Annotated in this window: 23 protein-coding genes; 6 read left to right on the forward strand and 17 right to left on the reverse strand. The window is 64.1% G+C overall.

Annotated features, from left to right (window positions below; translation table 11 throughout):
- Positions 1–84: 84 nt before the first annotated feature.
- Positions 85–594, forward strand: a complete 510-nt coding sequence (locus tag MTX34_RS07725; protein WP_243596740.1) for a low molecular weight phosphatase family protein — start codon at positions 85–87, stop codon at positions 592–594.
- A 90-nt stretch (positions 595–684) separates the two neighbouring features.
- On the forward strand, positions 685–1068 hold the full coding sequence (locus tag MTX34_RS07730) for a hypothetical protein (protein ID WP_243596741.1): 384 nt from the start codon (positions 685–687) through the stop codon (positions 1066–1068).
- Positions 1069–1081: 13 nt separating this feature from the next.
- Here MTX34_RS07730 and MTX34_RS07735 read toward each other — a convergent pair whose 3' ends face one another.
- Genes MTX34_RS07735 through MTX34_RS07745 form a run of 3 tightly spaced genes read right to left on the reverse strand, consistent with a single transcriptional unit; the run spans position 1082 to position 3766 of the window.
- A complete protein-coding gene (locus MTX34_RS07735; RefSeq protein ID WP_243608995.1) occupies positions 1082–2869 on the reverse strand; it encodes an ABC transporter ATP-binding protein in 1788 nt (595 codons plus the stop codon).
- Between the two features lie 39 nt (positions 2870–2908).
- Entirely contained in the window at positions 2909–3364 is a 456-nt protein-coding gene (locus MTX34_RS07740) for an ATP-binding protein (protein WP_243596743.1), read from the reverse strand.
- A 21-nt stretch (positions 3365–3385) separates the two neighbouring features.
- Entirely contained in the window at positions 3386–3766 is a 381-nt protein-coding gene (locus MTX34_RS07745) for an STAS domain-containing protein (protein WP_374639089.1), read from the reverse strand.
- 80 nt (positions 3767–3846) lie between these two features.
- On the opposite strand from MTX34_RS07745, the gene MTX34_RS07750 reads away from it, so the two are divergent.
- Both MTX34_RS07750 and MTX34_RS07755 read left to right on the forward strand, forming a co-directional pair.
- Positions 3847–4251 carry a CrcB family protein gene (locus MTX34_RS07750; protein WP_243608996.1) on the forward strand — a complete coding sequence of 135 codons (405 nt, stop codon included), beginning with the start codon at positions 3847–3849 and terminating at the stop codon, positions 4249–4251.
- Positions 4248–4613, forward strand: a complete 366-nt coding sequence (locus MTX34_RS07755) for a CrcB family protein (protein ID WP_243596745.1) — start codon at positions 4248–4250, stop codon at positions 4611–4613. The genes MTX34_RS07750 and MTX34_RS07755 overlap by 4 nt, the downstream gene beginning before the upstream one ends.
- Before the next feature lie 10 nt (positions 4614–4623).
- On the opposite strand, the gene MTX34_RS07760 is transcribed toward MTX34_RS07755, so the two are convergent.
- The 7 genes from MTX34_RS07760 to MTX34_RS07790 all read right to left on the reverse strand — a co-directional run bounded on the left by MTX34_RS07760 (position 4624) and on the right by MTX34_RS07790 (position 10707).
- Positions 4624–5199 carry a YdcF family protein gene (locus MTX34_RS07760; RefSeq protein WP_243608997.1) on the reverse strand — a complete coding sequence of 192 codons (576 nt, stop codon included), beginning with the start codon at positions 5197–5199 and terminating at the stop codon, positions 4624–4626.
- A 50-nt stretch (positions 5200–5249) separates the two neighbouring features.
- On the reverse strand, positions 5250–5456 hold the full coding sequence (locus MTX34_RS07765; RefSeq protein ID WP_243596747.1) for a hypothetical protein: 207 nt from the start codon (positions 5454–5456) through the stop codon (positions 5250–5252).
- Between the two features lie 79 nt (positions 5457–5535).
- Entirely contained in the window at positions 5536–6270 is a 735-nt protein-coding gene (locus tag MTX34_RS07770; RefSeq protein WP_243596748.1) for a MerR family transcriptional regulator, read from the reverse strand.
- 112 nt (positions 6271–6382) lie between these two features.
- Positions 6383–7906 (reverse strand): NAD(P)/FAD-dependent oxidoreductase, encoded by a 1524-nt coding sequence (locus MTX34_RS07775; protein WP_243596749.1) that lies wholly within the window; start codon positions 7904–7906, stop codon positions 6383–6385.
- Positions 7903–8823 (reverse strand): ferritin-like domain-containing protein, encoded by a 921-nt coding sequence (locus MTX34_RS07780; RefSeq protein WP_243608998.1) that lies wholly within the window; start codon positions 8821–8823, stop codon positions 7903–7905. Before MTX34_RS07780 ends, MTX34_RS07775 begins: the two co-directional genes overlap by 4 nt.
- A 1-nt stretch (position 8824) precedes the next feature.
- Positions 8825–9703 (reverse strand): SDR family NAD(P)-dependent oxidoreductase, encoded by an 879-nt coding sequence (locus MTX34_RS07785; RefSeq protein WP_243596751.1) that lies wholly within the window; start codon positions 9701–9703, stop codon positions 8825–8827.
- On the reverse strand, positions 9703–10707 hold the full coding sequence (locus MTX34_RS07790; RefSeq protein WP_308198493.1) for an alpha/beta hydrolase: 1005 nt from the start codon (positions 10705–10707) through the stop codon (positions 9703–9705). The genes MTX34_RS07785 and MTX34_RS07790 overlap by 1 nt, the downstream gene beginning before the upstream one ends.
- 112 nt (positions 10708–10819) lie before the next feature.
- Between MTX34_RS07790 and MTX34_RS07795 the strand changes: the two genes are divergently transcribed.
- Positions 10820–11908 carry a ferredoxin--NADP reductase gene (locus tag MTX34_RS07795; RefSeq protein WP_243609210.1) on the forward strand — a complete coding sequence of 363 codons (1089 nt, stop codon included), beginning with the start codon at positions 10820–10822 and terminating at the stop codon, positions 11906–11908.
- Positions 11909–11924: 16 nt separating this feature from the next.
- Here MTX34_RS07795 and MTX34_RS07800 read toward each other — a convergent pair whose 3' ends face one another.
- The 3 genes from MTX34_RS07800 to MTX34_RS07810 are packed head-to-tail and all read right to left on the reverse strand — an operon-like array spanning position 11925 to position 14973.
- The gene (locus MTX34_RS07800; RefSeq protein ID WP_243608999.1) at positions 11925–12602 is read right to left on the reverse strand and encodes a TetR/AcrR family transcriptional regulator; all 678 of its coding nucleotides are present in this window, start codon (positions 12600–12602) and stop codon (positions 11925–11927) included.
- Positions 12599–13420 carry an alpha/beta fold hydrolase gene (locus MTX34_RS07805; protein ID WP_243609000.1) on the reverse strand — a complete coding sequence of 274 codons (822 nt, stop codon included), beginning with the start codon at positions 13418–13420 and terminating at the stop codon, positions 12599–12601. Before MTX34_RS07805 ends, MTX34_RS07800 begins: the two co-directional genes overlap by 4 nt.
- Positions 13417–14973, reverse strand: a complete 1557-nt coding sequence (locus tag MTX34_RS07810; RefSeq protein WP_243609001.1) for an NAD(P)/FAD-dependent oxidoreductase — start codon at positions 14971–14973, stop codon at positions 13417–13419. Before MTX34_RS07810 ends, MTX34_RS07805 begins: the two co-directional genes overlap by 4 nt.
- Positions 14974–15497: 524 nt before the next feature.
- On the opposite strand from MTX34_RS07810, the gene MTX34_RS25955 reads away from it, so the two are divergent.
- Positions 15498–16088, forward strand: a complete 591-nt coding sequence (locus MTX34_RS25955; protein WP_308198152.1) for a CsbD family protein — start codon at positions 15498–15500, stop codon at positions 16086–16088.
- 51 nt (positions 16089–16139) lie between these two features.
- On the opposite strand, the gene MTX34_RS07820 is transcribed toward MTX34_RS25955, so the two are convergent.
- The 4 genes from MTX34_RS07820 to MTX34_RS07835 form a co-directional block, all read right to left on the reverse strand.
- Positions 16140–16436, reverse strand: a complete 297-nt coding sequence (locus MTX34_RS07820; protein ID WP_243596754.1) for a hypothetical protein — start codon at positions 16434–16436, stop codon at positions 16140–16142.
- A 105-nt stretch (positions 16437–16541) separates the two neighbouring features.
- Positions 16542–17507, reverse strand: coding sequence for an alpha/beta hydrolase family protein (locus MTX34_RS07825; protein ID WP_279393043.1), 966 nt, complete (start codon positions 17505–17507; stop codon positions 16542–16544).
- Positions 17508–17684: 177 nt separating this feature from the next.
- Positions 17685–18962, reverse strand: a complete 1278-nt coding sequence (locus MTX34_RS07830) for a hypothetical protein (RefSeq protein ID WP_243609003.1) — start codon at positions 18960–18962, stop codon at positions 17685–17687.
- 150 nt (positions 18963–19112) lie between these two features.
- The gene (locus MTX34_RS07835; protein WP_243596757.1) at positions 19113–20435 is read right to left on the reverse strand and encodes an NAD(P)/FAD-dependent oxidoreductase; all 1323 of its coding nucleotides are present in this window, start codon (positions 20433–20435) and stop codon (positions 19113–19115) included.
- Positions 20436–20450 lie beyond the last annotated feature (15 nt).

Raw genomic sequence — 20450 nt, forward strand, 5'->3', positions numbered from 1 at the left:
CTCGATCCCCCCTGCCAATGGCTCACTGTAGCGCGTCCCTCGGAGCACGGTGCGGCACCCGACCACACCACTACAGTTGCGATCATGCGCGTTCTGTTCGTCTGCACCGGGAACATCTGCCGATCGCCCACAGCCGAGCGCCTCGCGGCCGCGTTCGCTCACGAGGGCGGATTCGAGCTGACCGCGTCCAGCGCGGGAACGCAGGGCTTGACCGGACACCCCATGGACCCGACGGCAGCGACGGTGCTGATGCAGCTCGGCGGCGATCCCGACGGTTTCGTCGCCCGACGCCTCACGCCTACCATCGCCGCCGACGCCGACCTGGTACTGACGATGACCGCAGCACACCGTGACGCCGTTCTGGCACTCGCGCCGCGGCAGATGCGTCGCACCTTCACACTGCTCGAGGCATCCGGCCTGGCCGCCGCGTCCGGTGCGCACTCCGTTGCGGCACTCGCCGACGCGCGGGCCGTACATCGAATCGACACACTCGACATCGGCGATCCGTACCGCCGCGATCCGTCGGTCTACGAGCATGCCGGGGAGCTGATCGCGGAGACGCTGCCCGCTGTTCTGCGGTTGTCACCGCAGTGAACGCCCATCCCTCACCGCGTCCCTCGCTGAGGTAACGTTCTCGCATCATTGCCGACCATCCGGGTTCGGCCACGGCGTTAGGGTCTGTGCATGCGCGACAAGGTCATCGCGTTGGCAGCAGTAGCGAGCGCTGGAGTGGCCGTCGCTGTCGGATTGACCATCGGTGCGCTCGGTGGCGCGTTCGACGACACGAGTGAGACGGTGCGTCCACCGGCTCTGAGATCGGACGAGCTCAGTTCGGTAGAGATGACGCCGAGTTCGACGATCGTCATCGTGCCGCCCTCCCCCACCTGGCAGGTGGCACCGCCCACCACCGCTCGCCCCACCACGACCACGCCGGATCGATCCGAGACGACAACTCGAAGCCCGCGCCGCACCCCGTCCTCGGACCGGACGACCACCACGTCCGAGGACGAGTCCGACGAGGAGAGCACCACCACCGAGTCCGAGGACGAGTCCGACTCGGGGCGGTAGGCTCCGGGCCTGCTCAGCTGGGTGTGCTCAACGCTGTGTTGTCGCCGATTCTCAACGCGGCCACCAGCTCTCGGTAGAGCGAGTCGGTCTCGATGAGTTCCTCGTGGGTGCCCCTGGCGCGGACCACTCCGTCCTCCATCACCAGGATGGTGTCGGCGTCGAGCACGGTGGACAACCGGTGCGCGATGGTCACGACGGCGGCGTCGGACGCGATCGATCGGATCACCTCGTGGATGGCCGCCTCCGTACGGCCGTCGACCTGAGCTGTCGCCTCGTCCAGCAGCAGAATCTGTGGGCGCCGAACGATGGCTCTGGCCAACGCAATTCGTTGCCGTTGCCCACCGGATATGGTCGATCCGATCAGGTCGGTGTCGAGTCCCTCGTCGAGCGCACGGATGGTCGAATCGAGTCGAACGGACTCGAGCGCCGCCCAGATGTCGGCCTCGCTGGCCTCGGGGTGGCTGAAGAGCAGGTTCTCACGGACCGAGCCGGGGATCACCGGCGTCTCCTGCTCCACGTACGACAACCGGGCTCGCACCTCGTCGATCGTCAGCTCGTCGTACGGGGTTCCGCCGAGCCTGATCTCGCCGGCCTCCGGCGTCAGGAAACGCAGGATCAGCGAGAAGACACTGGTCTTGCCTGCGCCCGACGGCCCGACGATCGCGGTGTGCCCACGCGCAGGCACCTGGAAATCGATACCGCGCACGGCCGGCTCCCTACCCGGTGCGTATCGGGCTGTGACGCTGCGGAATTCGAGAGCCGGGGCAGTCGCGTCGGTCCTCACCGACTGCGCAGAACCCGTCTCACCCTTTTCGGTGACCAGGTCGTCGATCTGGCGGATACGAGCAGCTGCGGCCATGCCGGCCTGCAACGCGGTGATGTTCGTGGCCAGCGTGGACACCGGCCCCATCACCTGGAATGCGTACAGCAGAAAAGCGATCAGACTCGACACGGCCAGCGCCCCGGTGCTGACACGGTATCCGCCGAGACCCAGGATTCCGATGATCGCCAGCTGCACTCCACCCCCGGCGAACGTCCATGCCAGCGCGGAGATCTTGACCGCCCGCACGCTGTGCTGGGCGGAGATGCGCGCCTCGGAGATGACTCGCTCCGATTCGCGGGCCTCGGCTCTGCTGGACTTGACGGTACGGATCGCCCGCAGAGTGCCGTCGAGAATTCCGCCGAGGCGGCCCACCGCTTCCTGGGATTGCCGCTGGGCGACGGCGATAGGAGGCATCAGACGCGCGAACAACACCGCGATCGCAATGATCGCCGAGGCGATCGCGCCGAGCAGCACCAGATCGAGCACGGCCATGAGAATCAGTGCACCGACGAGGCCGACGACACTGTTGACGATGGCCACCAACGCATTCGACGTGGCCTCGCGCAGCAGAACGGTGTCGGAGGTGACCCGAGTGACGAGTTCTCCGGTGGGACGAGTGCCCAGACTTCCCACCGTGGCACCGAAGTACTTGCGCACGATGGTTTTGCGGGCGTCCAGCACCACGCGTTCGGCCAACACTCCCAGCACGATCCACTGCAGATACAGAACCAGCGATCCCACCACCAGCAGACCCACCAGAATCAGCACCGGCTGTATCAGGGACGCGTCGGTGCCGAGGCCGTCGAGCACTCCTTTGGCGACCATCGGCGTCGCCAGAGCGGCTCCGGTTCCGATCAGGCCGAGTGTCATGCCCAGCGACAGTGTCCGACGATGCGGCCGAACGAACTGCCACAGCACCCGCAGATTCGGGACAGTTATCTTCTTCTTCTCCGCCGTAGCGAGCTGCACGTCGACCATGGCACCAGTGTGCCGGAAAGGGAGGTCAGGGCGGTCGGCCTAGACCGCGTCCCAGATCATGTGCACGGTCGTACCGTTCTGGTCCGAGGTGACTGCGGCGCTGTCGGCAAGCGCCCGCATCAGCGGCACACCACGCCCGCGATTGGGATCGGAGTTGTGCGATGCCCAATCCCCGCGATCGGTCACACGCACGTCGATTCGCCCCTCTGCGGCACACGACACCCGAATGTCGAGAGTTCCGCGGTCGGTGTGATCGCGATATGCGTGCTCGACGCTGTTCGCTATGGCCTCGTAGGTGGCCAGCACAACGTCGTACGCACGATCGGCGTCGATGCCCACCCCGTTCAGCCAATCACCGAGCTCACGACGAAGTTCCGACGCTCGATCCGCGTCGGCGGGCTCGTCGGTGAACAGCAGTTCTTCCATTCGCGCACCTGCCGTCGAGATCGAACTGTCGGTACGTGAGTCGTCACCCCCGGAGAGAGTCGCCATCATGAATCCCGTCTACCCAAAAGTTCAGGATCTACCCGCATGAAGCGCAACGAATGCTTCGTCTACCGAAGCATAGATCCCGAAGACCTCGTCCAGACCGACGAGAGTGAGGGGACGACCGGTCGCCGGACCGTCCGCGACCACCGCAAACCCGGCCGATCCACCCAGTTGCTGATGCGTCGACGCCAACAGAGACATTCCGGCGGACGCGAGAAATCCCACATCACTGAGATCGATCACCACCGCCGTCGGCGACTTCTCGAGCACGAGCGCAACGGACTCGGACAGATCAGGAGCCGTCACGAGATCCAATTCACCGGACACGGCCAGAACTACGTCCTGATCACGCCATTCCACCATCACATCGAAGTGCTGGGGCCTAGGGCCCATATCGTCCGCAGTCACACGAAGACTTTACCCCGGCCCACCTTGGCCGACTTTCTTCCGCTCAGCCGAGTTGCCGCACTCCCATTAGGCTCGCTTCGATGATCGAAGGACTGCAAGACGCGGACCGCCGTCGTTCGGTCGGCGAGTACGTCGCGGTCACGGTCGGCGGCGCGGTCGGTGCGGCGCTGCGATACGAGGTCTGGACGTGGCGGGCGACGCCGAGGTGGCAGTTGATGAGCACGTTCGGAGTCAACGTGTTCGGATGTCTCGTCGTCGGGGCGGCGCTCGGCTACCTCTGGGGCCGACCGGCTCCGGTTGCTCGTGCAGGAGTATTCGGCCTGGCGTGCGGTTTCACCACGTTCGGCCTGTACGCGTTTCAGGCGGTGACGCATCGCGGGGCGTGGAATTCGGTGCTGTATCTGCTGGGGACTCCGGTCGTGGCCCTGATCGCGATGGCGCTCGGAGCCGCGATCACCAAGCCGAGGCCGAGCAGCATCCGATGACGACCATGCTCCTGGTGGCCGCCGGAGGCGGGCTCGCTGCGCTCGGGCAGTTCGTGTTCTCGTACGCGATCAGGTCCAGGCGACGGTTGTCCGCACTCAATCTGGTGGCGTGTGCGGCATTGGGATTGGTGTTCGCTCTCGATCCACCGGACCGGTTTCGTTCGCTCGTGGGCATCGGATTTCTGGCGTCGGTGGCTCCGTTGGCCACGGTGGTACTGGCTACGCTTCGGCTCACCCGCAAGCAGCAGTACCGCAGCGCTGCAACGTTCTTCACTGCGAACATGGTGGGTGGTATCGCTGCGGTGATGTTCGGATTCCTGGCGTGGAAGTCCGGCATCACGCTCTATCACAAGATTTTCTGACTCGGCTCCGTCAGTCGCTCGCCGAGTCGTCGCACGGCCCCTGCACTCCGGCCTTGACGAATCCCGCGATTTGATAGAGATACGTGAATTCCCACTCGACGAGGGAGAAGTCGTAGGCCCGTGGCGTCGGACGCATGGTGACGGTGCCGTCGAAGCATTGGTCGAAGATGTACCGGGCGCGGGGTAGGTGGTAACGCCACGTGACGACGATGACGTGGTTCCATCCGCGTTCGCGGGCGAGTTCCTGGGTGAAGATCGCCTCTCCCCGTGTGGTCGAGGGCACCGGCGGAATGCAGAGAACCTCGAACTGCGGTGAGGACGTCGCGCATGCCTTTTTCATCGTCGGGTCGGCGGATCCGTAGGGATCGGAGAGCACAACCGTGTTCGCGAGACCTTGCTCGGCGAGCGAGATTCCGTAGGCCTCGCGGCCGTCGTGCTCACCACCCAGTACGACGATGGCGTCGGCCGAAGTCAGCGGATCGACGCGAGCCTTGGTGAACGCGACGTAGCCGCCGACGCCGATGAGCGAGACCAGGACAACAGGGATCGCGAAGGCGAGAAACAGCAACAAGCGTCCACGGAACACCTCACCAGGTTAGGGAAGGTGCACTGCGGGCGCGCGGTCAGAGACTCGTATCACTCACTCGGCTGAGGCACGTTGACGTTGCAGTCCGTGACCTCGGGGTTGACGCCGAAGTAGTTGAGCGGTCCTGCGACGACAGTGAGAGCGATGGTGCCAGCTCCGCCGCAGTTCTCCGGAGCGCTCTCGAAATATCCACGCTGGTACGACGCGAATGCGCCGACGATCAGCCAGACGAGAACGATCAGTGTTACGAACCTCATGGTGCCCCCTTAGGCGGTCAGCCGCCGTTCGGCTGTCGAGAGTCAGGTATGTCCGATTGTCGCAGTCTTCAAACCGCGACTACTCGTTCTGCCTCGACAACGTCTGTGACAGATAGTCACTCAGTGCCTGTTCCTGGACCCGATCGAGGGCGCGGGCCAGCTCTGCCTGCGCAGATTTCATCGCCAGGCTGCGCATCTTCTCGAACATCTCGGTTGTTTCGGCCACCTCTCCCGACTTGGGGAGCCAACCCGGACCGTGTTGCGCGATCAGGTGGTCGGTCACGCTCCCCACCATCGACTCGGCGATCGCGTTCATCTTCGACGCGGTCCTCTCGTGCTGGTCGAGCAGCTGCTCCAACGTGAAGCCGTACTGGCTCAGATCGACGAAGACCTCGAGAAGTGTCGGATCGAGAATCTCGCACTGGTCACCGTCGATCCTGATCAGTTTCACTTCGATGAGTCGGGCAACGATGGCGTCGTTGTCCTCACCGAGAAATTGAGCGATCAATTCGACGGGAATGACCGTGGTCTCGGCCGACGACCACTTGCGAGTCACGATTTCCTGCAAGCCCAGGATTTCTTCCAGGCCTTTGCCCTGCTCCCAGCCCGAGAGGAAGTCCGCGATGTGCGCCGAGGTGAAACCCCGCTGGAGCAGCGAGTCGATCACCTTCAACCGTGTCAGGTGACCGTCGTTGTAGATACCGACTCGCCCTCGGAGCGTGGGCGGCGGCAGCAGCCCGCGTTCCTGGTACGCCCGCACGTTGCGAGTGGTCGTCTTGGCCTCTCGGGCCAAGTCGTCGATTCGATACTCCACCGAGCTCCCTACCTCCGCCGCGCGTCGACCCTCAGGATATACGTCGACCACGCGGCGGAAGGGGGACCCGAACCCGAACGTCGTCGCATCGACAAGCATGCTGTCGAGCGATTCAGGAGTGGGCGACGGCCCGTGCGGGTTCCCGCGGCAGCTCGACGCGGCGCGGAACCATGGTGAAGTCGCCCTGTTCGACACCTCGGAGTTGGTTGACGTACTGGGTGGCGAAACCGGGGAACATGGTGGCGTTGAAGCCGTCCTCGGTGAGATACCAACTGCTGCAACCGGAATTCCAGGTCGTCTTCGCCAGTTTGCGCTGCATGTCCTCGTTGTAGGCATCCTGGACGTCCTGGCGTACGTCGGCACTGTGCAGATCTCCGTCGAGTACCAGAGAGATCGCCTCGACGATGTAGTCGATCTGCGCCTCCATGTACACCAACGCCGAACTGTGCCCCGGACCGGAGTTGGGACCGAAGGTGAAGTACATGTTCGGATAGCCCGATACCGCAATGCTCTTGTACGCCTTGGCTCCCGCGCTCCATTCGTCGGCCAGCACGCGGCTGTCGCGTCCGGTGATCGGAATGGGGGTCCCGGTGTTGGACACGTCGAACCCGGTGGCGAACACGATGGCGTCGAACTGATGCTCGATGCCTTCCACGGTTCGAATGCCCTTGGGCGAGAGCGTCGCGATCGGCCAGGTCACCAACGTGCAGTTGGGCTTCTGTAGAGCCGGGTAGTAGTCGCTGGTCATCAACAGTCGTTTGCACCCGGCCCGGAACCGAGGTGTCAGCTGTCGCCGCAGCCACGGATCACGAACCTGCTGACGCAGATGCGCCCGCCCGGCCAGTTCGACGATGCGCGTCAACGGGGTCTTCCACACGACACCGAGGGCAACGGACTCGTGCCCCCAGAACCACAGCGAACGCGCCAGGGTCTGCGTCTGCGGGTATCGAGCATAACGACGCTTGGTGCCTGCCTGCACCTTTCGATTCAGTCTGGGCAGCGTCCAACCCGGGGTACGTTGGAACACCTTGACCGTATCGGCGATCTTCACCAGTTCGGGCACGATCTGTACCGCGCTCGCCCCGGTTCCCACGACCGCGACCTTCTTACCCTCGAAGTCGTAGTCGTGATCCCACCGAGCACTGTGGATCTTGTGCCCCTCGTAGGTGTCGATGCCGCGAATGTTGGGCAGGCTCGCATTGGCCAGTGGGCCCGACGCCATCACCACCGTGCGCGCCCGAACATCGGGACGCCCGTCGATGCTCACGTGCCAATGCCCGGCCGCCTCGTTCCAGATGATGTCGACGACATTGTGTCCGAATCGAATACGCGATTCTATGTCGAACTCACCCACCATCGTGTGGATGTAGTCGAGAATCTCACCGCTACCGGAGTAGGTGTGCGACCAGTTGGGATTGGGCGCGAAACTGTACGAATACAACCGCGAGGGTATGTCGCAGGCTGCGCCCGGGTACGTGTTGTCGCGCCAGGTTCCGCCGACGGCACTGCCGCGTTCGAGGATGGCGAAGTTCTCGATTCCACTGTTGCGCAGTCGGATAGCGGTACCGATTCCGGCGAATCCCGCACCGACGATCACCGCGTCGAGTACCCCTTCGCGCACGTCGAACTCGCTCATGCGACGGGCTCGTAGGTCAGTTCCTTGGCCCAGGTGGGTTCGGAATTGAGAGTCTTGGCCGGGTACCGGCGAGTGAGCCTCACCAGGCCGTCCGCAAGGCGATGGTATGGGTGCTTGCGGTTGATGACGATACTGCTGTGCCACTGCACGAATCGATACATCGGCACGCGGAGCGCCTCGGGGCTACGCTCCCCCACACTGCGGAATCGCTTCATCGCGGTGTAGAGCCGTTCCTCGTCGACACCCATCTCGACGATGTTGTCGCGCATCTTGTTCAGCAGCGGGATGTAACGCAGCAATCCGACGATGAGGGCCGGGTTCATCCAAGCCCCGATGGTCTCGACCACCAGCTTGCGCATCCGGGAATGCCCGAGCAATTCGATGACCGCGAAATCGACCGCCAGATGGCGAGATTCGTCGGAGTTGATCTTCTTGAACACTGCCTGACACACCGGATCGTCGATCTCGTCCATGATGAACTTCACGAGCGCGCCGTCCAGCGCCACCTCGAGCATCGGGATGACGGTGCCCAGCACGGTCAGGGAGAGCCCGTCGGAATGCTTGTCGAGCCAGTCGATGACGAGCTTGACGTTGATGTTCGGCTCGGGCATCTCGTCGCCGTCGAGCATGCCCCAACGCCGCATGAGCGCAAGCTCGGCATTGGCGTGCTTCTGCTCCTCGGCGTGGAAGTAGCGATAGATCTCGGCCAGCGTCTCGTTCGGAGCCTTGAGCGCCATCGCCGCGAAGCCCCGAGCGCCCACATTCTCGATCCACATCAGATCGGACATGAAAGGCTTGAGTTTGGCGTGCAGCTCGGGGCTGATGGTCTCGGCACCCGGCCCGTCCCAATCGATGTCCGCCAATGCCCACTGACGGTCCTTGATCTTGGTCAACATGTCTTCGAAATCCATTGCCATGTCAGGCTCCTGTAGTTGTCGAGGTAAGGGATTGGTCTTTCGCCGGCTGCTGCTCGGCGGGCATCACACGGTTGAGCAACCCGAGAAAACGCACGTACACGGCGGGTAGCAGTCTCTTGAACCGCCAGACGGCTTTGGCGTCGAACTGGGGTACGACGTAGAGCCGGCCCCGGTCGAAGGCATCGAGCGTTCGGGCAGCGATCTTGTCGGGCGAACGCCCGGTCCAGCGCATCGCGAACTCGGCCAGCCGGGACGAACTCGCGGTGATCCGGCCGTCGACGGCAACGTTGGTCTTGACGAACGTGGGGCACAGAACCGACACCCGCACACCGGTACCCGAGAATTCCGCCGCCATCGTTTCCGACAGGCTCATCACTGCGGCCTTGCCGACGTTGTACGGACCCATCAGCGGCGCAGCAGCGAAGCCGGCGGCGGACGCGACGTTGATGATCCCGCCCTCCCCGGCGGCCCGAAGCCCAGGCGTGAACACCTCGCACCCGTGGATCACGCCCCAGAGGTTGATTCCCAAGGCCCAGTTCCAGTCCTCGAAACCGACGTTGCCGACGGGCTTTCCGCCGATGCCGACGCCTGCGTTGTTGATGAGCACCGTGGTGGGTCCGTCGAATTCGATGCCGGCACGCAGCGCCAGTTCTTCGACGTTCTCCCGTATCGAGACATCGCATTCGACGGCGTATCCGGTCGCGCCCAGTGCCTGCACCATCGCCACCGTCTCCTGCGCCCTCGGTAGCGAGATGTCGGCACACATGACGACGCCTCCACGTCGAGCCAGTTCGAGTGCGAACGCCCGCCCGATGCCGCTGCCTGCACCGGTCACTACCGCTCTCGACCCGTACGAGGGTTTTCCGGCCTTGGTTCTCATCAGCTCACCTGTTCCTTCGAATCATCCTGTACAACTTGGCTGTCGAGCGCATAGCCGATGAACTCGGCTGCATGCTCGAGTGCATGCTCGGCCTCGGGTATCAACCTCGGGAGAGCTTGGAACACGTGCATCTGATCGGGCCAGATTTCGAGTTCGCTCTCTCCGCCGGCCGCGTCGATCATGGAGTGCAGGTGTCGCGCATCGCCCCGGAGCATCTCGGCTCCGCCCACCTGGATCAGCGTCGATGGAAGCTCCCGCACACGTCCGAGATCGAGCCGGAGACGCGGGAGATTCGCATCGTGGCCGTCGGTGTACAGCGAGACCAGTCCTCGCGCTGCCTTCGCCGAGATCATCGGATCCTTGCGCGTGCGTTCCATCCGCGCAGAGAGCTCGAAGTCGAGGTCGATCAACGGCGAGAACAGCACCATCGCTCCCGGTTGCGGCGTCCCGGTTCGGTCGTTCTCGATGATCAGGTCGGCGGCCAGGTGGCCGCCGGCAGAGTCCCCGGCGATGACGATGCTCGATGCGTCGTACCCCTGGCCGAGCAGCCAGCGGTACGCGGCTTCGAGGTCGTCGGCCGCGGCGGGGAACGGGTGTTCCGGGGCCAGCCGGTAGTCCACCGTGAACACCGGCAGACTCGTCGACCTGGACAACCTCGCGGTCAGACCACGATGTGTACGCGCCGAGCAGATCACGTAGGCGCTGCCGTGGATGTAGAGGATCACGCGTGGCCCCGGGGACACGCCGGGTGCTCGCACCCACTCGCCGCGCACCGGGCCGTCGGCCACCAGGTCCACTGTCGTTCCCTTCGGGACCGGACCGAACAGGTTCATCGAGGTGGCGACGAGGCGTCGGGAGAACTCGATGCCGCCGCGGGAGGTCGGGAGCATGTTCGTGATGGGACGCAGCATCAGCCGAGTCATCAAGGCAGCCAGACGGGTTCGACGACTCCCGGCACTGAATGCACCGTGCGGCAGGTAGTCGTCCTTGGTGGTCGAAGTCACCTCGTCACCTTCACCTGCTATTCGCCATTTGTCAATGGCCTATTAATTAGTGGCAAAGTGTGTAACAGTGACGACCAGCACCATGAGCGCAAAGGAGCGAGCACACGTGACGATGTTCAGGAGCGCACCATCGGCGGACCCCGATACGTCTGCCACCGGTCCCGAGGACAGGATCTTCGAGTTGGAGATCGCCGAGGTGACCCACGAAACCGAGGATGCGGTCTCCCTCGGATTCGCGGTCCCCGAGCATCGAGAAGCTCAGTTTCGGTACGAGCCGGGGCAATTTCTCACCCTGGAGATTCCCTGCGCCGACGGCGGCTCGGTGGCTCGCTGCTACTCCTTCTCCAGCTCCCCGGCACGGGACCCGTTCCCCACCGTGACCGTCAAGCGAATCCACGACGGCCTTGCATCACACTGGTTGCACGACAACGCTGTTCGTGGGATGCGACTCAAAGCGCTGAAACCGTCGGGCATGTTCGGACCCGAGAGCTGGGACGTGGATTTCGTCCTCATGGCCGCCGGCAGCGGCATCACCCCGATCATGTCGATCATCAAAACCGCTCTGTTGCGGCACGACAATCGGATCACCCTCGTCTACGCCAACCAGAGCCGCGACTCGGTGATTTTCGGAGAGCAACTGACCGAACTGCAGTCTCGTTTTCCCGATCGTCTCGACGTTCACCACTGGTACACCTCGGACTCGGGGCTACCCACCGCTGCCGGACTGGCCTCGCTGGATGCACCAGTTCCGGCCGAGTGCGAGGCCTTCCTGTGCGGCCCTCCGCAGTACATGAACGTTGCCGAGGAGTGGCTCGCCCGCACCGGTACGACGGCGCGCAGAACACATCGAGAGGTGTTCTCCTCCTTCGACGCCAATCCGTTCCGGGCCGGCGACGCGCAGGCGTCCGAGGAACCGGATGCGAACTCCGTCACCGCTCAGGTCGAGATCGACGGAATGGAGACCGAGTTCGCCTGGAATGCGGCCACCAAACTGCTCGACAGGCTCCTCGAGTTGGGTCTCGACGCGCCGTACGTGTGCCGCGAAGGAACCTGCGGCGGTTGCGCGTACACGCTCACCGAAGGCGCCGTGACGATGCTCGCGAACGAGACTCTCGACGAGCACGAACTGAAGCACGGCGTCCGATTGGCCTGCCAGTCCGTGCCCGATTCGACGGCAATTCGGGCGGTGTTCGACCGCTGATGCGGGAGGAGGACGCTCAGTCCCCTAGCGTCAACGGGTGAGGCTGCGACGTGAAGGTCGCGGCCGATCCCGCAGCGCGCGCTATGCCCGCGATTCCGCCCCAGACCATCATGGTGAGGTAGTCGACGAGTTCGTCGGCCGTCATGGTTCGATCGAAGATCCACCAGTGTGATGCCAACCGGACCGCACCGATCATGGCGAAAGCGATGGGCATCGAGCCGGCTGTGGAGAACTCGCGCTCTCGAAATCTGTCGGCGATGACCGTCGCCAGCAGGTCTGCGATCAGATCCTCCGCCGCAGTGATGATGTCCTGATTGCCGCTGACTGCGCTGTTGGCGTGGACATAGATGTAGATATCGGGATCGGTGGCCACCGTCGTGACGTAGGCACTGATCACCGCACGGGTGAGGTGGTACTCGTCGTGGTCCTCGGAGATCGCGTCCTGGATCCGCGGCACCAGTGCAGTCTCGACGTATCGAGCCATCGCAGCGTCGGCGAGACCCTTTTTGTCCGCGAAGTGTTTGTACAGAACGGTTTTCGAGACGCCGTTCGCTGCCGCGATGGCATCCATACCCACGTCGTGTCCGTGCTCACGAATCGCTGTCAGCGTTCGATCGAGCAGTTCACGTCGCCGGGTGATTCTGTGATCGCGCCACCGGTCGCTTCGCCCGTCCACCTTGACCACCGCGCTCATGCCGACTGCGGTACCGCTCGTGATCCCCTCAGCAGAATCGACGCCACCAGCTCGGGATCGTCCGACATCGGCACGTGCCCGAGCCCCGGGTACGTCGTCACGTCGGCCTGCGGAAAGGTTCGACGCACGAGCGGTGCCTGATAGACCGGCAGAACCAAGTCACGACGGCCCCACGCGACGGTGACGGGAACGGTCTCGTCGACCGGAATACTGAAGCGCGGCACTGCATTACCGGCCGCATCGATCGCTCGGTTGGTGGTGATGCTGAGTGCGTCGATCGTCGCCGTTGCCGCGGGAACTCGCCACGGCTTGGCGTAGAACACACCGTTGGCGATCGTGCGTCCGACGACCGAACGCATGACGGTGGGGGCAATCGGGGCGATGACTCGCGACAAGGCCCGCAGCAAACGAAACACCAGCAGCGCTCTTGTCTGATCCCAGTGGCCGCGGAAGAAGCCGGCCGGCGAGAGCGCGGTCGCCGAGGCGACCGACCCGCGGGCGGCGAGTTCCATTGCGAAGTATCCTCCCAACGAATTACCTGCCACGTGCGGCTTCTCGCCGTCCACCGCCACGTACTGAAGGAAGCGCTCGAGCTCGGCCACGATCCACGGCCCCAGATCGAATTCCTCCGTGGGCAAGTCCGGTGACGCGCCGTGGCCGGGCAGGTCCACCGTCACCACTCGTCGATGCCGTGCCAATGTCTCGACGACGCTGTCCCACGCATGTTGCCGATGGACGATGCCGTGAATGAGCACCAATGTAGGACCCTCACCCCGGATCGTGTGCGCGAGGGTCTGGCCATCGATGTCCGAAGTCACTGCATACCAATCTTTCTCGGATGAATGCGGTACACGTTCGCCGTTCCAGCCACCCTCGAGTGCGCCGCACGGCCGAACGTCATCGATTCCGTCAGATCGTCGAACCGTGCGTCGATTCTGTCCAGAATGTAGTTCTGGCGCACCGACCACGGGCGTTCGGTCCCCGATTTGGGCAACTCGTTCAGGGAACGCGTGACGTATCCGGCGGCCAGATCGACGACCGGACGAGAGTCCACGGCCTTGCCCCGCCGGTCCGGGATCGCATGGGTGTAGCCGTGAGAGCGCATGTACACCAACAGCTTTGCTACTGCCTGCGCCGTCATGTCGGCCTTGAGCGTCCACGATGCATTCGTGTACCCGATGGACCAGGCAACGTTGGGTACGTCCTCGAGCATGTGGCCCTTGTAGACGAACTTGTCGTGCACTTCGAGCCGCTCACCGTCCAGCGAGAGCTCGATACCGCCGAACGCCTGCAGGTTCAATCCCGTTGCGGTGACGATGATGTCGGCCGGAATCTCGTCGCCCGATTCCAACCTGATCCCGTCCGCGGTGATCTCGGCTATCCGGTCGGTCACCACAGTCGCTCGACCGCTGCGAATGGCCTTGAAGAGATCGCCGTCGGGCACGACGCACAGCCGCTGGTCCCACGGGGCATACGTCGGCTCGAAGTGCTTGTCGACGTCGTATCCACGCGGGAGCTGCGCCTTCGTCATCGCACGGAACACCCTGCGGGCCGTCTTCGGCGCGCGTCGACACAACTGATACGAGCCGACCATCAACAGTGCATTGCGCCACCGCAGTGCACTGTGCGCCAGGGAGTCCGGCAGTACACGCTGAGTGAGCGTGGTGAACGGATCGGTCATCGGTAGTGATGCGATATAGGTCGGTGAACGCTGCAGCATCGTCACCGACGCGGCGTCGGCCGCAAGCGTCGGCACCAATGTGATCGCGGTTGCGCCGCTCCCGATCACGACGACCCGCTTGCCGGAGTGGTCGAGATCCTCGGGCCACTGCTGCGGGTGCACCACCTGTCCCGTGAACTTCTCCACCCCGGGGAAGTCGGGGGTGTACCCACCCGAATAGTCGAAGTAGCCGGTGCACAGGAACACGAATCGGCTGCGGTAGGTGGTGGGTACACCGTTCGTCAGGGCGTCGACCGTCCACAGGTCCGTCGAGGAGTCCCAATTCGCCGCCGTGACCATGGTCGAGAAATGCGTGTGCTCGTCGATTCCGTTCGCACAGGCGGTATCGACGATGTAGTTGCGGATGTCTTCGCCATGAGCCAGCAGAGTGTCCCCTCGCCACGGCGTGTGCGGGAACGCGAACGTGAAGATATCGCTGTCCGACCGAATGCCGGGGTATCGGAACAGATCCCAGGTACCCCCGGCTCGCTCGCGGCCTTCGAGGATTGCGTAGCTGAGCTCCGGTGCCATCTGCTGCAGGCGATATGCCGCTCCGACGCCCGATATGCCGGCACCGATGATGAGAACGTCCTGAAAGTTGTCATCGATCGAACTGTCGACCTCGGGCCATCGACTTGGATTTGCCGTCACGTCATCCCTCACTGTCTTGCCGCACGCCATCGCGGTTCCGCACTCGAGTCACGACACCGCGACCTACATCAAATAATGTGCCATTGACCAATGGCGATGTCAATGCCAGGCTCAGGAATACGAACTACAGAAGGATATCCATGAAGCGCACACGACCCCTTGCCCTCACTCCGACGACGGCCCGAATCGGGCTCCGATGACTCCGCTGGTGGTCACAGCCGTCGCCGCGCTGGCACTGGCCCTTCTCACCGCCAACGGCTCGGGTCTCGATTTCGACCGACGCTCACTCGCAGGCGCATACCGATCGACCCGCCCTCGTTCGACGCGCTCCCGATGGCATCGATAGACACCGCAGCCGTGACGGTCGGCCCGGCCCGACTGGCCCGTCGTCGATAGTGACCCATCGCACTCCGGTCGGACGTATGTTTCGGAGCAGTTGATTCGACTCATACTTATCGGCGTCGTCCGCGACGCCCCCAGCTCCGGATGTCCGGAGACGACCTACACGAAAGAGGTACGCACCGATGGCCGACTTCATCGACAAGGCTCAGCACAAGGCAGAGGAACTGGCCGGGACTGCGAAGGAGAAGGCAGGCGAGGCCACCGGTGACGACAGCCTTCGCGCCGAGGGTGCCACCGATCAGGCCAAGGCCAACACTCACCAGGCCGCCGACAAGGTCTCCGACGCCGCAGAGAGCGTCGCCGACTCCGCGTCCGGTGCCGCCAAGGAAGCAAAGCATGCCGCCGCCGACGTTGCCGACAAGGCCGCCGACGTTGCCGAGGATGTCAAGAACACCGTCAAGGACCAGGTCAAGAGCGTCGATGCCGACGAGGTGAAGGAGAAGGCCTCTCAGGTCGCCGACAAGGCAGCCGACAAGGCCTCCGCCGTCGCCGACGACGTGAAGAACACGGTTCGCAACATCGACAGCGACGACGTTGCCCAGGCCGCGAAGGTAGGCACACCGGTCATCGCAGCTATCGCAGCCGCAGCCGGAGCCGTCGCGTTCGTCCTGATCCGTCGACGCAACCGTCGCCGCAGCGCCGCGCACCTGTTCGTCCCGTCGAAGCGCACCACTCGCAAGCTCGCCAAGAAGGCCCGCAAGCACAGCTTCTGAAGGTAATCGTGCAGACAGCCTCGCCTCGACCGAGGCGGGGCTTTCGCGTATCTAGAGCGGCTTCAGCGCCCGACTGGGCACCCAGTGCGTGACAGTTTCGCTGCGATCTCGTGACATCAACTCGTAGGTGACACGGCCCAGCCAATCCCCGTCCACGGTGATGGACCATTCGACCAGATCTCCGGGCACCACGCGTCGCACATCGAATCCCTCGGGATTGAACTTCGACGCATGGTGCGGTGGCAGTGGGTACAGGATGTTGAGGTCGATCCATACCTTCAGCGGCGGTCGGAGCAGCTTGAAGGGGCGCACGGCAGACGCCGGTCGAGGGTGCGCGCGCCGTGCCATCGTTCGATCATACGTTCGATTCACGCGCAGTCATACCCGTCCACGCAACGAGAAACGGCCACCCGCACACGAGGTGCAGGTGGCCGTTGTTCGGTGCTACGAGAATCAGAGGCCGAGCGATCCCGCCAGGAACGGCCAGGACTTGTGCAGGTCGTCCTGCCAGTAGCCCCACGAGTGGTTGCCGACCGGGCGGAAGTCGACGGTGGCCGGAATGCCGAGCTGGTCGAGGCGCTTGGCCAGGTTCGAGGTGCAGAAGTTGGTGGCCACCTCGATGCCGCCGCCGACGATGACCTGGTTGGCGAGCGTGGCCGGGTCGTTGTCCAGGCGAGGGTTGGCGAAGGTGTCGTTCGGTGCGCCGGGCAGGCCGCTACCGGTGCTCATGTAGATCTGCGTGCCGCGGAGCTTCTCGGCGTTGAGCAGAGGATCGTTCTCGCGCCACACCGGGCCGTCGAGCGGTCCCCACATGTTCTCGACGTTGCCGCCACCGTAGGTCTCGACGACGAGCTTGACGAACTGCTGACCGATGGGGTCGGAGGTCTGCGCACAGCCGCTGTACGCCGCGACGCCGGTGAACTTACCCGGGTACTTGATCGCGATGTTGAGGACCGAGGTGCCCGTCATGGACAGCGCCGCGAGCGACTGGCGGCCGTTGGTGTCGAACTGAGCGTCGATCAACGGGGGCAGTTCTTCACCGAGGAAGGTGCTCCACTTGTTGCTGCCGAGCTTCGGATCGTCCTGCAGCCAGTCGGTATAGTAGGACCACTTGCCCTTCTGCGGAGTCACGATGTACGCGTTCTTGTCGGCGAAGAATGCCTCGGCGTCGGTCTGCGACTGCCACGACGCCGAATCCTCGCCGCCGCCTGCACCGTTGAGCAGGTACAACACCGGACGCGACACGCTCTCGTCGGCAGGCCGCTGCACCGTCACGGGAATGGTGCGGTTCATCGACGCGGAGAACACCTGGAGCTGAACCTGCTTGTTGTCGAGCGTGTTCACCGACTCGATGCGCGATCCGTTGCTCGACTGCGTCGTGGCCGCAGGCAGTTCGTCTGCGGACGCGACGGGCGTCATCAGCGCGGTCGGGAGAATCGCCACTGCGAGGGCGACGGCCGTAGCCGAACCGATTCGCCGGAAGCCGTGTCGTCGAGATCGTGGCACGCTGTTTCACCTTTTCGTCGAGTTACACCGGTCGAGTTTCTACATCGGCCGAAGATGAGGTGACGTTACCTCGAGCAAACGTGCCGAGCGTTATGGACCGGACGAATCCGAGACGCGATCGTGATGCTCGCGGTCATGGTGCCGAATGGCGACGAGGCAACCCACTACGACGATCACCGCGACCACCACACCCACGGGCAGCGGCGAATACAACCAGACGACCGGCCGCACATAGTCCTCGGGCGTCCCGTCCGTCCAACCGAACAGCCGCGGCGGCACCGGAGCCGAGACCCAGAACAGCGTCAGCGCGAACGGAATCAGCGGACCGATGGCCGACGCCACCGTGCGGCTGGGTTGCATCGACCCGACGGCCAGGCCGATGGCGACGGGATACAGGGTGCAATAGGCAACGGTTCCAACGACATTGACCGAACTGTCGCCGATCGGAAGCAGACCGGTGGCCGTCACCACGGCCAGCACCACGAGCGCGGCCGTGGTGAGATCGCGTCGCAGGCCTACTCCCACCGCACCGACGAACAACACAGCGGCCACGACGAGTACCCACCACGACGCGTCGGACCACCCGAGTGCATTGACGCCCGATGCCGCTATCGCCAACCCCAGCATCAGGTATCGGCCGTCGCGGCCACCGAGGTCGAAAGCGACGGCGTAGGTAAGGAGAACCACGATCGCGACGGCGAACATCCACATGGTCACCGTCGACGTCGTATTGCCGAGGTAGGTATAGGCCGTCAGACAGACGAATCCCAGCACGAGAGCGGCCGCCGCGTCGGAGGATTCGAATCGGCCGACGGATGAGCGCCGGACGGCCACGAGCAGCACGACGGTGGTTGCGAGAAGGAGGAGTAGAGGGACGGTCGATTCGACGTGCTGCGGTCCCAAACCATCCATCCACCGTCCCTCGCGCGGTCCGCGTAGTGGCGAGATCGCGTTGTAGAACAGCATCGAGCCCAGCAGCCCTACTGCGATGCCGGCAGACGGAAGTCTGCGTCCACCGGCGACGAATCCGCACACGCCGACCAGAACGCCGGCACCGAGGGCGTTGGTCGTCACAGCTTGATTGGACGCAATCGGTACGAACGACGGCAGCGCCATCAACAGCACGCCGAAAACGGTTGCTCCGGCAGCCGACACCCGGGGGCGTCGGCGATGAACCAGCGCGAGCACGAGTATCGCGGCCAGGACGGCCAGCGAGCCTGCCCATTGCGCGGTGACGAATGCCCCGTACCACTTGCCCGAGGACTCGATGTGGAACAAATCCTGGCCGAGCGATTCGCGAATCGAGTATCCGGCCACGAATCCGCCGCATACCGTTGCCACGACTGGCCCGTAGCGATCCACGATCATGTCTTCAACTTAGAGGTCCCCGCCTTCATCCCCGACGTCGGCTGATCCGCACCTGACCGGATTCGGCACCAACGCGAACTGACCTCAGCGCCCACAATTCGCCCTCGACAGCGGAATTCCGTGCGAGGGACCAAATAGTGGACACTCAGGTCAGTTGTACGGCTTACGCGCGGTTTCCGGATCGCCGTAGGTGATGGCCCGTTCGCGTCGGGTTCCGGTGGCGAGGGTTGCGGCCCAGTTGATCAGCGTCCCGACGCGATTGCGGTTGCCGGCCAGGAAGGCGATGTGGATGACGCCCCACGAGACCCAGCCGAGGAATCCGGACATGCGTAGCGGCCCGGCCTGCACCAGTGCATGTCCGCGCGCAATGTACGCCGCGGTGCCGAGATCCCGGTATTTGAAATCCGAACGCGCAGAACCGGACAGGTCCGCTGCGATCGCCGCGCCCGCCGCGCGGCCGCCCTGCATCGCCACTTCGGCTACTCCCGCAAGCTTGTTCAGCGACATGATGTCTCCGACGACGAAGACGTTGCGGTGTCCCGGGATCGAGAGATCCGGTTGCACGGCGATACGCCCGGATCGGTCCTGTTCGACGCCCATCGCGTCGGCGAGCTTCGCAACGAACGGAACGGCTTCGACGCCTGCGGTCCACAGCACGGTGTGGGTGTCGTAGCGAGTGACAGTCTTGGGTTCGGCCTTGGCCGTCACCTCGACGTCGGTTGCGGTGACGTCGGTGACGTGAACTCCGAGATGGGTTTCCACGCCGACCGCGTCGAGGGTGCGCTGCGCCTTCTTCGTCAGGGAGTCGGGAAACGATTCGAGTACGCGGTCGCCACCGTGGAAGAGCAGCACTCGCGCTTCCGACGGATGGATCGCGTCGAACTCCTTTGCCAACGCCCTGGTGGCGAGTTCTCTTATCTGCCCTGCCAATTCGACTCCGGTCGGGCCTCCCCCGGCGACGGCGAACGTGAGCCAGGGTCGGCGTTCGTCGGCGGTGGGCAGGGATTCGGCCATCTCGAAGGCGGAGATCAGCTTTCGCCTGATCGCGAGGGCATCATCGAGGGTCTTCATCCCCGGTGCCCACTGCACGTATTCGTCGTGGCCGTGATAGGCCTGCTGCATTCCGACGGCGACGACCAGGTAGTCGTAGGGCAGCTCGAACGTCGAGCCGTCGAATCGGCTCGCCGTCACCACTCCGCCGTCGCCCGCCGAGCCGTCCGCAGGAGGGGTCACCGAGGTCGCTTCGCCCAGTGCCACATGCACGTTCTTCTGCTTGCGCAGCAGGTGACGCAGCGGACTGGCGATCGAGCCCTCGGATACCAGACCGGTAGCGCACTGATAGAGCAGCGGCTGAAAGACGTGGGAGGTGCCGCGTTCGAGCACGGTGACGTCGACGTCCTCACCGCGTAGGCGTCGAGCCGCGTGCAGCCCGCCGAATCCTCCGCCGATGACCAAAACCCGTGGACGTGCCATACGAACGTTCTCCCT

It is taken from the genome of Rhodococcus sp. ARC_M5, assembly GCF_022810405.1.
In the GTDB taxonomy this organism is placed as follows: domain Bacteria; phylum Actinomycetota; class Actinomycetes; order Mycobacteriales; family Mycobacteriaceae; genus Rhodococcoides; species Rhodococcoides navarretei.

Excerpts from the sequence above, each read along its gene's own strand:
- MTX34_RS07825 (WP_279393043.1), bottom strand. The coding sequence starts at position 17,507 with ATGACGCCCGTCGCGTCCGCAGACGAACTGCCTGCGGCCACGACGCAG.
- MTX34_RS07755 (WP_243596745.1), top strand. The coding sequence starts at position 4,248 with ATGACGACCATGCTCCTGGTGGCCGCCGGAGGCGGGCTCGCTGCGCTC.
- MTX34_RS07725 (WP_243596740.1), top strand. The coding sequence starts at position 85 with ATGCGCGTTCTGTTCGTCTGCACCGGGAACATCTGCCGATCGCCCACA.
- MTX34_RS07795 (WP_243609210.1), top strand. The coding sequence starts at position 10,820 with ATGTTCAGGAGCGCACCATCGGCGGACCCCGATACGTCTGCCACCGGT.
- MTX34_RS07775 (WP_243596749.1), bottom strand. The coding sequence starts at position 7,906 with ATGAGCGAGTTCGACGTGCGCGAAGGGGTACTCGACGCGGTGATCGTC.
- MTX34_RS07800 (WP_243608999.1), bottom strand. The coding sequence starts at position 12,602 with ATGAGCGCGGTGGTCAAGGTGGACGGGCGAAGCGACCGGTGGCGCGAT.
- MTX34_RS07740 (WP_243596743.1), bottom strand. The coding sequence starts at position 3,364 with ATGATGGCGACTCTCTCCGGGGGTGACGACTCACGTACCGACAGTTCG.
- MTX34_RS07785 (WP_243596751.1), bottom strand. The coding sequence starts at position 9,703 with ATGAGAACCAAGGCCGGAAAACCCTCGTACGGGTCGAGAGCGGTAGTG.
- MTX34_RS07835 (WP_243596757.1), bottom strand. The coding sequence starts at position 20,435 with ATGGCACGTCCACGGGTTTTGGTCATCGGCGGAGGATTCGGCGGGCTG.
- MTX34_RS25955 (WP_308198152.1), top strand. The coding sequence starts at position 15,498 with ATGGCCGACTTCATCGACAAGGCTCAGCACAAGGCAGAGGAACTGGCC.
- MTX34_RS07730 (WP_243596741.1), top strand. The coding sequence starts at position 685 with ATGCGCGACAAGGTCATCGCGTTGGCAGCAGTAGCGAGCGCTGGAGTG.
- MTX34_RS07820 (WP_243596754.1), bottom strand. The coding sequence starts at position 16,436 with ATGGCACGGCGCGCGCACCCTCGACCGGCGTCTGCCGTGCGCCCCTTC.
- MTX34_RS07750 (WP_243608996.1), top strand. The coding sequence starts at position 3,847 with ATGATCGAAGGACTGCAAGACGCGGACCGCCGTCGTTCGGTCGGCGAG.
- MTX34_RS07780 (WP_243608998.1), bottom strand. The coding sequence starts at position 8,823 with ATGGCAATGGATTTCGAAGACATGTTGACCAAGATCAAGGACCGTCAG.
- MTX34_RS07765 (WP_243596747.1), bottom strand. The coding sequence starts at position 5,456 with ATGAGGTTCGTAACACTGATCGTTCTCGTCTGGCTGATCGTCGGCGCA.
- MTX34_RS07735 (WP_243608995.1), bottom strand. The coding sequence starts at position 2,869 with ATGGTCGACGTGCAGCTCGCTACGGCGGAGAAGAAGAAGATAACTGTC.
- MTX34_RS07830 (WP_243609003.1), bottom strand. The coding sequence starts at position 18,962 with ATGATCGTGGATCGCTACGGGCCAGTCGTGGCAACGGTATGCGGCGGA.